At 63.4% G+C, this 15067-nt stretch carries 12 protein-coding genes; 6 read left to right on the top strand and 6 right to left on the bottom strand.

The window, feature by feature from the left end:
* Window positions 1-20 precede the first annotated feature (20 nt).
* The gene (locus tag LDZ26_RS07470) at window positions 21-1544 is read right to left on the bottom strand and encodes an efflux transporter outer membrane subunit (protein WP_244846602.1); all 1524 of its coding nucleotides are present in this window, start codon (window positions 1542-1544) and stop codon (window positions 21-23) included.
* Window positions 1545-1630: 86 nt separating this feature from the next.
* Window positions 1631-2143: a MarR family winged helix-turn-helix transcriptional regulator gene (locus LDZ26_RS07465; RefSeq protein ID WP_175940496.1), complete on the bottom strand. Its 513-nt coding sequence runs from the start codon at window positions 2141-2143 to the stop codon at window positions 1631-1633.
* Between the two features lie 333 nt (window positions 2144-2476).
* On the opposite strand from LDZ26_RS07465, the gene typA reads away from it, so the two are divergent.
* From typA to LDZ26_RS07435, 6 genes are all read left to right on the top strand, one after another.
* Window positions 2477-4300, top strand: coding sequence for a translational GTPase TypA (gene typA, locus LDZ26_RS07460; RefSeq protein ID WP_244846601.1), 1824 nt, complete (start codon window positions 2477-2479; stop codon window positions 4298-4300).
* 356 nt (window positions 4301-4656) lie between these two features.
* Window positions 4657-7518 carry a 2-oxoglutarate dehydrogenase E1 component gene (locus tag LDZ26_RS07455; protein WP_244846599.1) on the top strand — a complete coding sequence of 954 codons (2862 nt, stop codon included), beginning with the start codon at window positions 4657-4659 and terminating at the stop codon, window positions 7516-7518.
* An 82-nt stretch (window positions 7519-7600) separates the two neighbouring features.
* Window positions 7601-8914, top strand: a complete 1314-nt coding sequence (gene odhB, locus LDZ26_RS07450; RefSeq protein ID WP_244846596.1) for a 2-oxoglutarate dehydrogenase complex dihydrolipoyllysine-residue succinyltransferase — start codon at window positions 7601-7603, stop codon at window positions 8912-8914.
* Between the two features lie 88 nt (window positions 8915-9002).
* Window positions 9003-10433, top strand: a complete 1431-nt coding sequence (gene lpdA / locus LDZ26_RS07445) for a dihydrolipoyl dehydrogenase (RefSeq protein ID WP_244846594.1) — start codon at window positions 9003-9005, stop codon at window positions 10431-10433.
* A gap of 89 nt (window positions 10434-10522) precedes the next feature.
* Window positions 10523-11620 carry a cell division protein ZapE gene (zapE, locus tag LDZ26_RS07440; protein WP_244846592.1) on the top strand — a complete coding sequence of 366 codons (1098 nt, stop codon included), beginning with the start codon at window positions 10523-10525 and terminating at the stop codon, window positions 11618-11620.
* A gap of 148 nt (window positions 11621-11768) precedes the next feature.
* Window positions 11769-12185: a transposase gene (locus tag LDZ26_RS07435; protein ID WP_244846590.1), complete on the top strand. Its 417-nt coding sequence runs from the start codon at window positions 11769-11771 to the stop codon at window positions 12183-12185.
* A gap of 76 nt (window positions 12186-12261) precedes the next feature.
* Here the strand turns inward: LDZ26_RS07435 and LDZ26_RS07430 are convergent, their stop codons facing one another.
* The 4 genes from LDZ26_RS07430 to LDZ26_RS07415 all read right to left on the bottom strand — a co-directional run bounded on the left by LDZ26_RS07430 (window position 12262) and on the right by LDZ26_RS07415 (window position 14980).
* The gene (locus LDZ26_RS07430; RefSeq protein WP_244846588.1) at window positions 12262-12711 is read right to left on the bottom strand and encodes a DUF2147 domain-containing protein; all 450 of its coding nucleotides are present in this window, start codon (window positions 12709-12711) and stop codon (window positions 12262-12264) included.
* A 107-nt stretch (window positions 12712-12818) separates the two neighbouring features.
* Window positions 12819-13607 carry a 5'/3'-nucleotidase SurE gene (surE, locus tag LDZ26_RS07425; protein WP_244846586.1) on the bottom strand — a complete coding sequence of 263 codons (789 nt, stop codon included), beginning with the start codon at window positions 13605-13607 and terminating at the stop codon, window positions 12819-12821.
* 71 nt (window positions 13608-13678) lie between these two features.
* Window positions 13679-13918, bottom strand: a complete 240-nt coding sequence (locus LDZ26_RS07420) for a hypothetical protein (protein ID WP_244846583.1) — start codon at window positions 13916-13918, stop codon at window positions 13679-13681.
* 180 nt (window positions 13919-14098) lie between these two features.
* Window positions 14099-14980, bottom strand: coding sequence for a DUF1571 domain-containing protein (locus LDZ26_RS07415; protein ID WP_244846582.1), 882 nt, complete (start codon window positions 14978-14980; stop codon window positions 14099-14101).
* Between the last annotated feature and the right edge of the window lie 87 nt (window positions 14981-15067).

Genomic DNA, 15067 nt, shown 5'->3' with positions numbered 1-15067 from the left:
TGCGTGTTCTTTTGAGTTGCTCAGTTCGACGGCGCGGCTTGAACTGCGGCCTGCCGTTGCCCGCTGCCGTCGATGGCGAGATTCGTGCTCGTGGCGTCGAAACCGCCGCCGAGCGAACGAATCAGCGCGATTTGCAGATCCGAGCGCTTCAGGCGCAGGTTCGTCACCGTCTGCTCGTTCGCGAGGCGGTTTTCGTCCGCCGTGAGCACTTGCAACTGTGGCGAAAGACCGGCCTTGTAGCGGATCACCGCCAATTGATAGGCGCTCGTCGCTGCGGCGAGCGCGCGTTGCGCGTCGGCCATCTGCCTGTCGAGCGAGCGGATCGCGGAGATGTTGGTCGCCACGTCGTTCAGCGCGTTCACGAGCGTCTGATTGTAGTTGGCGACGACGTTGTCGAAATCGGCGTAACGGCCTTTCAACTGCGCGCGCAACGCGCCCGCGTCGAAGATCGGCAGGTGAATGGCCGGTCCCGCCTGAATCTGCCGGCTGCTCGCCATCAGGAAGCGGCTCCACCCGAACGCGTCGAAACCGAAGCTCGCCGCGAGATTGATGTCGGGGAAGAACTCGGCCTTGGCTTCCGCGATGTCATGCGTGGCCGCTTCGACCTGCCAGCGCGCCGCGACGATATCCGGGCGGCGCGAAATGAGGTCGGCCGGCACGTTGTCCGGCAGCGTCACGTTGACGTTCGGATCGATCACCGGATTGGCGATCTGCGAGCCGCGATCCGGACCCTTGCCGAGCAGCGCGGCCAACTGATAGCGGACCGACTGGATCTGCCCGTCGAGTTCGCTCAGGTTCGTCTGGCTCGTCGCGACATTGCCTTCGGCCGTGCGGCGTTCGACGTTCGTATCCAGGCCCGCGGTCACGCGTCCGCTCGTGATCCGGCCGACGTCCTCGCGATTGGCGATCTCTCGCTGCGTGACGTCGCGCAGCGCGTAGAGCAGGGCGAGCTGGTTATACGTGCGCGCCACGGACGCGGCGAGCGTCACGCGTGCCTGCTGCATGTCGGCCTCGGCGGCCTTCTGCTGCGACACGGCCATGTTCAGGCGCGAGCGGTTCTTTCCCCACAGGTCGAGATCCCACGACGCGCTGGCAAGCACGTTGTTCTCGCTGAACCACGTGCCGCCGTAGGGCGGCGGAAACAGGGCGTTGCCCGAATAGAGCTCGCGCGTCCATGAATACTGCGCGTTCACGTGCGGATAGAGCGTCGAGCGCGAGCTTTCGATATACGACGATGCCTTCGCGATGCGCGCCTGCGCCTGCGCGATGCTCGGATTATCCGCGACGGCTTCGTCGATCAGTTGCGGCAGTTGCGGGTCGCCGAACTGCTTCGCCCAGTCGAGGCTCGGCCACTGGCCGCCTTGCCCCGGCACGCTCTCAGTCGACTGCAAGGCGTCGGGCGTGGTGATCTGCTTGTCGCTCGAGATGCCCGCGTAGTTCGCGCAGCCGGCGACCGCAAGCGCGGCCACGGCGGCCGCGACGGCGCTTTTCGCGCCGCGCAGCGCGCTTTTCGGCCTGCACGCGGACAAGGAAAGGTGTTTCATCGCTCGTCTCTTGAGATGAGTGTTAAAGATGGACGTTGCAACCAATTCTTGGATGGTCAAGCTGGGTTCCCCGGTCCATTTGCTTGTCACCGCAATGGCATACCAGGCTTATCATTGCCGCCTGCGGGACACGCGGCAGGATCGCACGTATTGGCGAGAATGCGGCGAAGCATGCTCTTCAGGAAGCCGACTTCCTCGGGCGTGAAGCCCGCGAGCAACGCGTCCAGCACGCGCGTGAAGATGGCCGGCACCTTCTCGGCCATCGCGCGGCCGTCGGCCGTCAGCGCGAGACGCACGACGCGCCGGTCTTCCTCGCTGCGCACGCGCGAAAGCAGGCCGCGCTTTTCCAGCCGGTCGATCAGGCGCGTGACCGCGCTCGCGTCGATGCCGTATTCCCGCGCAATATCCGCCGCCGTCAGGCACTTGCCGACCGCCAGCATGAACACGATGCTCGCCTGCGTGCTCGTGATGCCGAGTTCGGACGTGGTGTGCTGCGTCACCATGTTCCACAGCGTCGAGCGCACGCGGCTCAGCAAATAGCCGACGCTTTCGCTCAACACGTAGTTGTCGATCGCCGTGGGTTTCGGAGCGTCGCTCATGAAAAATTTTGTGCGAGTGCAATAGTTGACTAGGCAGGATTATAGGGGCGTCAATCCGCCGCTGCAACGGTCTTTTCTGAGAATGCTTAACAATCGGCGGCGCAAGGGAGCGCCGTATGGATGCACTTCGATGCTGAAACGTGAGCGTGCTATAATTTACGGTTCTCACCGCGCCGGGCCCGAAGAGTCATTCCGAGCAGTCACCAAGCAGTCACGCCAAGCAAAAGCTGGATGTGACTCTGTGACGCTTATCCGAGGGTCTGCCGAGCCATCAGCCATTGAGCGTTCTGCTTGGCGGCCCCGCTCCGACGGCGCACAACCAAGATACCTCTTATGACTCGCGCCCTCCGCAATATCGCCATCATTGCCCACGTCGACCACGGCAAGACCACGCTCGTCGACCAGTTGCTCCGTCAGTCGGGCACGTTCCGGGAAAATCAACAAGTCGCCGAGCGCGTCATGGACTCGAACGACATCGAAAAGGAACGCGGCATCACGATTCTCGCGAAGAACTGCGCGGTCGAATACGAAGGCACGCACATCAATATCGTCGATACGCCGGGACACGCCGACTTCGGCGGCGAAGTGGAACGCGTGCTGTCGATGGTCGATTCCGTGCTGCTGCTCGTCGATGCCGTCGAAGGCCCGATGCCGCAAACGCGCTTCGTCACGAAGAAGGCGCTGGCGCTCGGTCTTAAGCCGATCGTCGTCATCAACAAGGTGGACCGTCCGGGCGCGCGTATCGACTGGGTGATCAACCAGACTTTCGATCTGTTCGACAAGCTCGGCGCCACTGAAGAACAACTCGACTTCCCGATCGTCTACGCGTCGGGCCTGAACGGCTACGCGAGCCTCGATCCGGAAACGCGCGAAGGCACCATGCGTCCGCTCTTCGAAGCCATTCTCGAACACGTGCCGGTGCGCCCGGCCGATCCGGACGGCCCGCTGCAGCTTCAAATCACTTCGCTCGACTACAACACGTACGTCGGCCGTATCGGCGTGGGCCGCGTCGCACGCGGGCGCATTCGCCCCGGCATGCAGGTCGCGGTGCGCTCGGGTCCCGACGGCGCGATCCTGAACCGCAAGATCAACCAGGTGCTGTCGTTCCACGGCCTCGAGCGCGTGCAAGTCGAGGAAGCGCAGGCAGGCGATATCGTGCTGATCAACGGCATCGAGGAAATCGGCATCGGCGTGACGATCTGCTCGCCGGACAATCCCGAGGCGTTGCCGATGATCACCGTCGACGAACCGACGCTCACGATGAACTTCCTCGTGAACTCGTCGCCGCTCGCGGGCAAGGAAGGCAAGTTCGTGACGAGCCGCCAGATTCGCGACCGTCTCACGAAGGAACTGAACCACAACGTCGCGCTGCGCGTGAAGGACACCGGCGACGAAACCACGTTCGAAGTCTCGGGCCGCGGCGAACTGCACCTGACGATTCTCGTCGAGAACATGCGCCGTGAAGGCTACGAGCTGGCCGTGTCGCGTCCGCGCGTCGTGCTGCAGGAAATCGACGGCGTGAAGTGCGAGCCGTATGAAAACCTGACGGTCGATATCGAAGACCAGCATCAGGGCGGCGTCATGGAAGAGCTTGGCCGCCGCAAGGGCGAAATGCTCGACATGACCTCTGACGGCCGCGGCCGCACGCGCCTCGAATACAAGATCTCGGCGCGCGGGCTGATCGGTTTCCAGAGCGAGTTCCTGACGCTCACGCGCGGCACGGGTCTGATGAGCCATACGTTCGATTCGTATGCGCCCGTCAAGGAAGGCTCGGTCGGCGAGCGCCGCAACGGCGTGCTGATCTCGCAGGACGACGGCGCGGCTGTCGCCTACGCGCTGTGGAAGCTGCAGGATCGCGGTCGCATGTTCGTGTCGCCGGGCGATGCGCTCTATGAAGGCATGATCATCGGCATTCACAGCCGCGACAACGACCTCGTCGTGAATCCGATCAAGGGCAAGCAGCTGACCAACGTGCGCGCGTCGGGCACCGACGAAGCCGTGCGCCTCGTGCCGCCGATCCAGCTTTCGCTGGAGTACGCGGTCGAATTCATCGACGACGACGAACTCGTCGAAGTGACGCCGCAGTCCATTCGTCTGCGCAAGCGTCACCTGAAGGAACACGAGCGCCGCCGCGCAAGCCGCGAATCGGCGGAGTAAATCGCCTCCGACATTGCAGTCCAAGAGCCGCCTTCGGGCGGCTTTTTGCATTCGATGCTTGGCCGCCATGCATTAAAGAATAGTCAATCGAAGCCGACAATCACGCATGGCCAGCGCTCTTGCATCGACCGGAAACGCCCGCACATGCCCGTTGCAGAAGGGCGAATGCCTGTGCAACGGTGCGACGTCCGGTCATATGACGAATGCATCTGTGCTATGCTATTCGGATTAGTTGTCGCTTTTTAGGTCCTTCCAAGCAGACTTGATTCGCGCAATCCGCTAAACGGTCAGGCCGTGTCGCGGAAGGTTTTGTAACCCGCACTTCCTCGAGAAACTCGAAGAAAGGTGAGCGTAAAATGATGAAGCAATTCCAGTCGAACTCCTATTTGTTCGGCGGTAATGCTCCGTACGTCGAAGAGTTGTACGAGGCATATCTCGATAATCCCGCGTCAGTGCCCGAGACCTGGCGAGCCTATTTCGACGCGTTGCAGAACGTGCCCGCGTCGGACGGCACGAACCACAACGACGTGGCCCACGGCCCGATCGTCGAGTCGTTTGCCCAGCGCGCGAAGTCCAACGGCTTCGTTCAGCGCGAAGGCGCCACCGAAGATCTCGCTACCGCGCGAAAGCAAGTCTACGTTCAGTCCCTCATCGGCGCGTATCGCTTCCTCGGCTCGCAATGGGCCAATCTCGATCCGCTCAAGCGCCGCGAGCGTCCGCATATTCCCGAACTCGAGCCTGCGTTCTACGACTTCACCGAAGCCGACATGGACCAGACGTACAGCGCCACGAACCTGTATTTCGGTTTCGAGCGCGCGACGCTGCGCGAGATCGTCAAGGCATTGCGTGACACGTACTGCGGCACGATCGGCGCCGAGTACATGTACATCAGCGATCCGGAACAGAAGCGCTGGTGGAAGGAGCGTCTCGAATCCATCCGCTCGACGCCGAACTTCTCGAACGACAAGAAGAAGCACATCCTGAACCGCCTGACGGCCGCCGAAGGCCTCGAGCGTTTCCTGCACACCAAGTACGTCGGCCAGAAGCGTTTCTCGCTGGAAGGCGGCGAGAGCTTCATCGCGTCGATGGACGAAGTCGTGCGTCACGCGGGCAAGAACGGCGTGCAGGAAATCGTCATCGGCATGGCGCACCGTGGCCGTCTGAACGTGCTGGTCAACACGCTCGGCAAGATGCCGGCGGACCTCTTCGCCGAATTCGAAGGCAAGCACGTGGACGACCTGCCGGCCGGCGACGTGAAGTACCACAAGGGTTTCTCGTCGGACGTGTCGACCGAAGGCGGCCCGGTTCACCTGTCGCTCGCGTTCAACCCGTCGCACCTGGAAATCGTCAACCCGGTGGTCGAGGGTTCGGCGAAGGCGCGCATGGATCGCCGTGGCGATGAAGAAGGCCTGCAAGTGCTGCCGGTGCAGATTCACGGCGACGCGGCCTTCGCGGGCCAGGGCGTCGTGATGGAAACGCTGAATCTCGCGCAAACGCGCGGCTACGGCACGCACGGCACGCTGCATATCGTCATCAACAACCAGATCGGTTTCACGACGTCGGACCCGCGCGATTCGCGCTCGACGCTGTACTGCTCGGACGTCGTCAAGATGATCGAAGCGCCGGTGCTGCACGTGAACGGCGACGATCCCGAAGCGGTCGTGCTCGCCACGCAGCTCGCGATCGACTTCCGCATGAAGTTCCACAAGGACGTGGTGGTGGACATCGTCTGCTTCCGCAAGCTCGGCCACAACGAGCAGGACACGCCGGCGGTTACGCAGCCGCTGATGTACAAGACCATCGCGAAGCATCCGGGCACGCGCGCGCTGTACGCCGAGAAGCTCGTGCAGCAAGGCGTGATCACGGCCGAAGACGCCGACAACTTCGTGAAGGCGTACCGTCAGGCGATGGACGAAGGCCATCACACCATCGATCCGGTGCTCTCGAACTACAAGAGCAAGTACGCGGTCGACTGGGTGCCGTTCCTGAACCGCAAGTGGACGGACGCCGCCGACACCGCCGTGCCGCTCGCCGAACTGAAGCGCCTCGCTGAGCGCATCACGACGATTCCGGAGAACTTCAAGCTGCATCCGCTCGTCGAGCGCGTGATCAACGATCGCCGCGCGATGGGCCGTGGCGAAGCGAAGCTCGACTGGGGCATGGGCGAGCATCTCGCGTTCGCGTCGCTGGTGGCATCGGGCTATGCCGTGCGTCTGACGGGCCAGGACTCGGGCCGCGGCACGTTCACGCACCGCCACGCGGTGCTGCACGACCAGAACCGTGAGCGCTGGAACGACGGCACCTACATTCCGCTGCAGAACATCGCCGACAACCAGGCGAAGTTCACGGTCATCGACTCGGTGCTGTCGGAAGAAGCGGTGCTCGGCTTCGAGTACGGCTATTCGACCGCCGAACCCAACACGTTCGTCGCGTGGGAAGCGCAGTTCGGCGACTTCGTGAACGGCGCGCAAGTGGTGATCGACCAGTTCATCTCGTCGGGCGAAGTGAAGTGGGGCCGCGTCTCCGGTCTCACGATGATGCTGCCGCACGGCTACGAAGGCCAGGGTCCGGAGCACTCGTCGGCGCGCATCGAGCGTTTCCTGCAACTGTGCGCGGATCACAACATGCAAGTGGTCCAGCCGACGACCCCGGCGCAGATCTTCCATCTGCTGCGCCGTCAGATGATCCGCCTGTTCCGCAAGCCGCTCATCATCGCCACGCCGAAGTCGCTGCTGCGTCACAAGGAAGCGGTGTCGGACCTGTCGGAACTGGCGAAGGGCTCGTTCCAGCCGGTCATCGGCGAAGTGGACGAAAGCATCGACGCGAAGAAGGTCAAGCGCGTGGTCTGCTGCTCGGGCCGCGTGTACTACGACCTCGTCGCGCATCGCCGCGAAGCGAAGGCGAACGACATCGCCATCGTGCGTATCGAGCAGTTGTATCCGTTCGCGCACAAGCAGTTCGACGCGGAACTCAAGAAGTACGAAAACGCGACCGAAGTGGTCTGGGTGCAGGACGAGCCGCAGAACCAGGGTGCCTGGTTCTACATCGAGCACCATCTGCGTGAAGGCATGAAGGAAGGGATGAAGCTGGCCTACAGCGGCCGTCCCGCTTCCGCCTCGCCCGCGGTCGGCTACTACGCGAAGCACTACGAGCAGCAGAAGGCGCTGGTTGAAGGCGCGTTCGGCCGCCTGAAGGGTGCGCAGACCATCGCGAAGTAATCGTTGCCTGATCGGACCGGCGTGCGGGAAGCGCGCCGGTTCCGACGCTCGTACACACAGAACGCATTAGGACAATACAGAAATGGCTATCGTAGAAGTCAAGGTTCCCCAGCTTTCCGAGTCGGTCTCGGAAGCAACCATGCTGCAATGGAAGAAGAAGCCGGGCGAGGCAGTCGCCCAGGACGAAATCCTGATCGAAATCGAAACCGACAAGGTCGTGCTCGAAGTGCCCGCGCCGTCGGCTGGCGTGCTCGCGCAAGTCATCAAGCATGACGGCGATATCGTCACGGCTGACGAGATCATCGCGAAGATCGACACCGAAGCGAAAGCAGGCGAAGCGCCCGCAGCCGCCGCCGCTGGCGACGCAGAAGTGAAGCCGGCGCCGCAAGCCGAGCCGGCCGTGGCGTCGTCGTCGGCGACCGCGCAAGCGACCGCCTCCGCGACGGGCGGTTCGGTCACGGGCGGCGCGGCATCGCCCGCCGCGACGAAGATTCTGGCCGAGAAGGGCGTGTCCGCCGACCAGGTGTCGGGCTCGGGCCGCGACGGCCGCATCACGAAGGGCGACGCGCTCGCCGCGCAAGCCGGCGCGCCCGCCGCCGCCAAGGCACCGGCACCGGCTGCTGCGCCCGCGAAGGCCGCGAAGCCTGCGCTGCCGCAAGTCAACGCGCCGGCATCGGCCGATCAGTGGCTGAAGGATCGCCCGGAACAGCGCGTGCCGATGTCGCGTCTGCGTGCGCGTATCGCCGAGCGTCTGCTCGAATCGCAGCAAACCAACGCCATCCTGACGACGTTCAACGAAGTCAACATGGCGCCGGTCATGGACCTGCGCAACAAGTACAAGGACCGCTTCGAGAAGGAGCACGGCGTGAAGCTCGGCTTCATGTCGTTCTTCGTGAAGGCGGCCGTGCACGCGCTGAAGAAGTTCCCGCTCGTGAACGCATCGATCGACGGTAACGACATCGTCTATCACGGCTACTTCGACATCGGTATCGCGGTCGGTTCGCCGCGCGGTCTGGTCGTGCCGATCCTGCGCAACGCGGATCAGATGAGCCTCGCCGACATCGAGAAGAAGATCGCCGAATTCGGCGCGAAGGCGCGCGACGGCAAGCTGTCGATCGAAGAAATGACGGGCGGCACGTTCTCCATCTCGAACGGCGGCGTGTTCGGCTCGATGCTCTCGACGCCGATCATCAACCCGCCGCAGTCCGCCATTCTCGGCGTGCACGCGACGAAGGAACGCGCTGTGGTCGAAAACGGCCAGATCGTGATCCGCCCGATGAACTACCTCGCGCTGTCGTACGACCACCGTATCATCGACGGCCGCGAAGCCGTGCTGTCGCTCGTCGCCATGAAGGACGCGCTGGAAGATCCGGCCCGTCTGCTGCTGGACCTGTAAGAAAGCAATTCGCCTCGATGCGCGCGATAGGCTCGCGCGCATCGCACGAGGCAGCTCCGCATGAGCGGAGATAGACCAAAGGAAAGTCATGTCCAAGGAATTTGATGTCGTCGTGATCGGCGCGGGCCCGGGCGGCTATATCGCGGCGATTCGCGCAGCGCAACTCGGCAAGACGGTTGCGTGTATCGAGAAGTGGAAGAACCCGGCCGGCGCGCTGAAGCTCGGCGGCACCTGCCTGAACGTGGGCTGCATTCCGTCGAAGGCGCTGCTCGCGTCCTCCGAAGAATTCGAAAATACGTCGAAGCATCTGGCCGATCACGGCATCAGCGTGTCGGACGTGAAGCTCGATGTGTCGAAGATGCTGGCGCGCAAAGACGGCATCGTCGACAAGATGACGAAGGGCATCGAGTTCCTGTTCCGCAAGAACAAGGTCACGTGGCTCAAGGGTCACGGCAAGTTCACCGGCAAGACGGACGCCGGCGTGCAGATCGAAGTGTCGGGCGAAGGCGAAACGGAAACCGTCACGGCGAAGAACGTGATCATCGCGACGGGCTCGAAGGCGCGTCATCTGCCAGGCATTCCAGTCGACAACAAGCTGATCGCCGACAACGAAGGGGCGCTCTCGTTCGACTCCGTGCCGAAGAAGCTCGCCGTGATCGGCGCGGGCGTGATCGGTCTGGAACTCGGCTCGGTGTGGCGTCGTCTGGGCGCTGAAGTGACGGTGCTCGAAGCGCTGCCGCAATTCCTCGCCGCAGCGGACGATTCGCTCGCGAAGGAAGCCGCCAAGCAGTTCAAGAAGCAAGGGCTCGACATTCACCTCGGCGTGAAGATCGGCGAAGTGAAGACGACCGGCAACGGCGTCTCGATCGCGTACACGGACAATCAGGGCAACGCGCAAACGCTGGAAGCGGACCGCCTGATCGTCTCCGTCGGACGCGTGCCGAACACCGACAACCTCGGTCTGGAAAGCATCGGCCTGAAGGCGAACGAGCGCGGCTTCATCGACGTGGACGATCACTGCGCGACGAGCGTGCCGGGCGTGTACGCTATCGGCGACGTCGTGCGCGGCCCGATGCTCGCGCACAAGGCGGAAGACGAGGGCGTGGCGGTGGCGGAAATCATCGACGGACAAAAGCCGCATATCGACTACAACTGCGTGCCGTGGGTCATCTACACGGAACCGGAAATCGCGTGGGTCGGCAAGACCGAGCAGCAACTGAAGGCCGAAGGCCGCGAGATCAAGACCGGGCAGTTCCCGATGATGGCCAATGGCCGGGCGCTTGGCATCGGCCGGGCGGAAGGCTTCGTCAAGATGATCGCGGACGCGAAGACCGACGAGATTCTCGGCGTGCATATCATCGCAGCGGACGCGTCGGATCTGATCGCGGAAGCGGTCGTCGCGATGGAGTTCAAGGCGGCGTCGGAAGACATCGGCCGCATTTGCCATCCGCATCCGTCGCTGTCTGAAGTGATGCGCGAAGCGGCGCTCGCGGTCGACAAGCGCGCGTTGAACATGTAATTCGGCTCGACTTCGGGCAACAAGCAGGGCATCGCACACGAAGGCGAGCGGATCAAACCGCTCGCCTTCGTCACATCGAACGGCAGAAGATGAACGTCACCGAATACTACGAAAACGAACTGCGCACGCGGGGCTACCAGTCCGACGAAGCGCAGCTGGCGGCGGTCGCTCGCCTGCAACGCTGCTACGAAGAATGGGTCGCGTACAAGGCGCGACGCTCGAACGCAATCAGGAAGTTTCTCGTGCATCCGGAGTTGCCGCGCGGAATGTACATGTGGGGCGGCGTCGGGCGCGGCAAGAGTTTTCTGATGGACAGCTTCTACGCCGTCGTGCCGGTGCAGCGCAAGACGCGCCTGCATTTTCACGAGTTCATGCGCGAAGTGCATCGGGAACTGGAGGAGTTGAAGGGGCAGGCCGATCCGCTCGATGAACTGGCGCGGCGCATCGCGAAGCGTTACCGGCTGATCTGCTTCGACGAATTCCACGTCTCCGACATTGCGGACGCGATGATTCTGTATCGCCTGCTGGACCGCCTGTTCAACAACGGCGTGCAGTTCGTGATGACGTCCAACTACGAGCCGGACACGCTGTATCCGGAGGGCTTGCACCGCGACCGGCTGCTGCCCGCCATCGAGTTGCTCAAGAAGAATCTCGACGTGCTGAATGTCGACGCGGGCACCGATTATCGCAAGCGCACGCTGTCGCAAGTGCAGGCGTATCACACGCCGCTCGGCGCGGCGGCGGACAAGGCGCTGCGCGCGGATTACGCGAAGCTCGCCGCCGTGCCCGACGAAAGCCCGATCCTGCATATCGAGAAGCGCGAGATCAAGGCGCTGCGCAAAGCCGATGGCGTCGTGTGGTTCGACTTCGCGACGCTCTGCGGCGGCCCGCGCTCGCAGAACGACTATCTGGAGATCGCGAACCGCTTCCACGCGGTCATCCTGTCGGACGTGCCGCAGATGTCGCCGCGCATGGCGTCCGAAGCGCGCCGCTTCACGTGGCTCATCGACGTCTTCTACGACCACAAGGTCAAGCTGCTGATGTCGGCGGCGGTGCCGGCAGAGGACTTGTATGTGGAAGGGCCGATGGCGAACGAGTTCGCGCGCACGGTCTCGCGCATCGTCGAAATGCAGTCGCAAGAGTATCTGGAGGCGCCGCGGCGGCTCGCGAACATTTCGCTTACCTGAGCTAATACGAGAATCAAAAACAGGCGTCTAGCCAAATGGCATAAGGCTTCCGCCGGATTTTCAAGATTAGGACCTCTCTGATTTGCCGGTTGAAGGGCACTCGGTATTGTTCTGGCCAGTTAATCAGCAGCCAATTGGAGAGAATGCCGTGAAACCCTACCGCGATATGTCCGACGAAGAATGGCAGATGGTCGCACCGCTGCTTCCGGAATTGCGTCCGCGCTCGGAGTTGCGCGGCCGTCCTCTGGCCAACACTCGCGCCGTGCTCAACGGCGTGCTCTGGGTCATGTACAGCGGCGCGTCGTGGTCCACGCTGCCGCGCAAATATCCGTCGTATCAGACGTGCCATCGCCGCTTCAAGGCGTGGCATGAGTCGGGCGTGTTGCTGCGGGTGATGACACAGCTCTTCGGCCCCGCCGGTGAATCGCTGTACGGCCTGATGACGTCCCGCATGCGCGTGCCGGCCGAATTGCCGGTTGCGACCGCGGAAGCCTTGGAGCCGATGCGCGCCATCGCGGCGGCGCGCTCGCCGCAAGGCGATGAACCGGTTCGTCACGCTGCCTGAACTGCGCGCTGAACCAAAAGAAACGGGCGGAAGACACGCAGTCTTCCGCCCGTTTTTCTTTGCGCGTGAAGAAACGCTACTGTTGCCGCACCCACGTTTGCGAGCGCCCGAGCAGCGACACGCCGATATAACCGCGCACCACCAGCTTCTGCCCGCCGTCTTCCAGCTTCATCTTGCACTTGTACAGCTTGCCGTTTTCCGGGTCCAGAATCTGGCCGCCTTCCCACGTATCGCCGTTCTGCTTCATGCCCGTGATGATGGTCATGCCCTTCACCAGTTGATCCTTCCGGTCGTCGGTGCACGCGGTGCAGCGCCGGTCCGGATGATCGAATTCGCCGATGCCGCGCACTACCTTGCCGGAAAGCTGCCCGTTACCGTCGTCGATGATCTGGATGATCGCCTTCGGCTTGCCGGTGGCGTCATCGATGGTTTGCCAAGTGCCCGCCGGCGACGACGCCTGCGCGAACGCGCCCGCCGCCGACACCGCGATAAGCGCGCCAGCCGCGATGCGGACGAAGTGCTTCATATTGCCTCCTTGTTTTTGTGATGGTGGCGCCCGAAGCGTTGCCCGGCGCGTTGCCGACGCAGCATACGAGGAACCGTGCGTTGCGTCTGGGAGGAAAGGCTCTAGGCTTAAGCGCCGCCGCGCAGACCGGCTTCGAGTACGTCGAACGTGCGCGGATCGGTGCGATCGAAATGCAGCGGCGTCACCGAAATGCGCTTGCTTGCGACAACGGCGGTTTCGCTGTCGGGCGCATTCTCGCGCTGACCGCGCTGGAATCTCAGCCAGAAGTAGTCGATGCCGCGCGGATCGGTCTCATCGAGCACGTCGATGCCTTCCACGAGCCCGACGCCCTGCCGCGTCACGGTGAGCGGACCGGCCGCGGATGCATCGCAGTCCGGAAAGTTGACGTTGAGACACGTCGGTGCGTCGTGCGAGATGGCGAGCAACTGACGGATCACGCCGGGCGCGAGCGCGCGCGCCGTATCCCAGCGCACGCTTTGACGGTCGGAAAACGTCTGACTGAGCGCAATCGAAGGCAGGCCGAGCAGAAGGCCCGTCATCGCCGCGCCCACGGTGCCCGAGAACATCGTCTCGACGCCGAGGTTCGCGCCGCGATTGATGCCCGAGAGCACGAGCGTCGGCGGCGCGTCTTTCATGAGATGCCGCGCGGCCATCACGACGCAATCGCCGGGCGTGCCCTGAACGCCGAAGCGCCGCTCGCCCTGACGCGAGATGCGCAGCGGCGAATGCAGGCTGATGGAGTGCGAAGTACCGCTCTGATCGTGCTCGGGCGCGACGACCCAGACTTCGTGCGCGAGTTCTGCGGCAACGGCTTCGAGCACGGCTAGGCCGGGCGCGTCGATGCCGTCGTCGTTGGTCAGCAGCACACGTTGAACGATGGGTTCCATGGCGGGCATCGCGAATCACTCCTCGGTCGGTTAAGAAGGTCGACCGATTATTACAGAGATCGCGACGGCTAGACGGGCGCTTACTTGACGCCCAGGCCGCGCAGAACGGCGTTGCCGTCGTCGGTGAGGCGCACCTTCGGACCGTCCGCGTCGGGCGAGACGATTTCCACGTAGCCGTATTCCTGCAGCGAGGTTACGTCGGGCGGCGCGGCCATCGCGTCGATCGGCGCGTGCATCAGCAAAAGCAGCGTGGCGATTTCGTGATGACTCAAGAGCCGTTTGATGGCTCGCACCGGAGCCGAAGCAGAGCGGAGGTTCATGCGCGAACTCCTTGGTTTACATGACGATTCGCGCCGCGGGCAGCGCGGCGTCGTGGATGTCGATGATGAAGTGCGGCAAGCGTATCGGCCGAAACTTAGGCGAGACTTAAACGCTGCTTAAACGCTGCCCATAGGCGGGATGCGCGTGTTACCGCGCATGTCACGCAATCGGCGCGCGCTTCAGAACCGGTAGTCGGGGTTGCGCGGATCGAATGTCAGGCCGTCGAACGGCTTCGGCTCGATGTGCTCGAAGACGGCGCTTTCGAACACTCTGCCTTCGTTGTCGAAGGATTCGACCGCGCGTATCAGCGGCGCTTCGAGATCGAGGTCGAGCAGTTCGCGCTTCGCATAGAAGTCGGGCTGCCCGGCCGGCGCGACATACGTCAACGCGACGACGCGCGCGCCGTTGACGGTCGTCACCGCGATATCCGACGGCCGCGTGATGCCGGCGTCGGCGAACTTCCTGCCTTCGTCGATAAAACGCTGCGTCACGGCATCGATGCCGAGTTCGCGGATCGAATGATTCGATTGCGCGCGGGCGAGCGGTCCGTTCAGCGATGTCCACATCGGCACGACACCGAGCAAGCCGCCGAGATGGCCGTAGAGTTCGCCGGGGCGCCTGGACGCGTCGTAGATGACTTCCTGGCCCGCATGGGCGCCATCGGGCAGCCATCTGGCGTAGACGCGCAGCGGTTCGCGCGTGACGCGCACGAGCATGTGGTCGGGCCGCTCCGGCCATTTTCCGCCGATGCGCTCGCGTCGAACGATCGTGAATTCGCAGGATGCATAGCGGGCTAAGCCATCGCGCAGGTAGCGCGGCAGCGTCGCGGGATCGAGCGCGCGGAAGAGGGCGACGAGTTCGTCGTCGCTGAGGCGCGCGAGCGTGCCGTCGGCGGCGGCGCGTGCGAGCCATTGGGCTTGTTGGTCGGCGGTCTGGGTGGCGATTTCGTTGACCGCCGGCTGTGGAGTCGCTCGGGCGGGCGCGGGGCTAGCGGTGATCGACGCTGACAGCGCGCACGCGAGCGTCGAGTAGAGGAGGCGACGGACGTGCGTTTGCGTCATGACTTGTCTTCCCGTTTGACGGTGCCGGAGCGGTCCCGTGTAAACGGCCAAGTGCAAGCATTCTTCCGTTGAGCGCACGCGGGAGTC

It is taken from the genome of Caballeronia sp. SL2Y3 (assembly GCF_022879575.1).
Lineage (GTDB): Bacteria > Pseudomonadota > Gammaproteobacteria > Burkholderiales > Burkholderiaceae > Caballeronia.
Note: the sequence above shows the minus strand (reverse complement) of the source record. Positions and strands in the feature narration are given on the sequence as shown.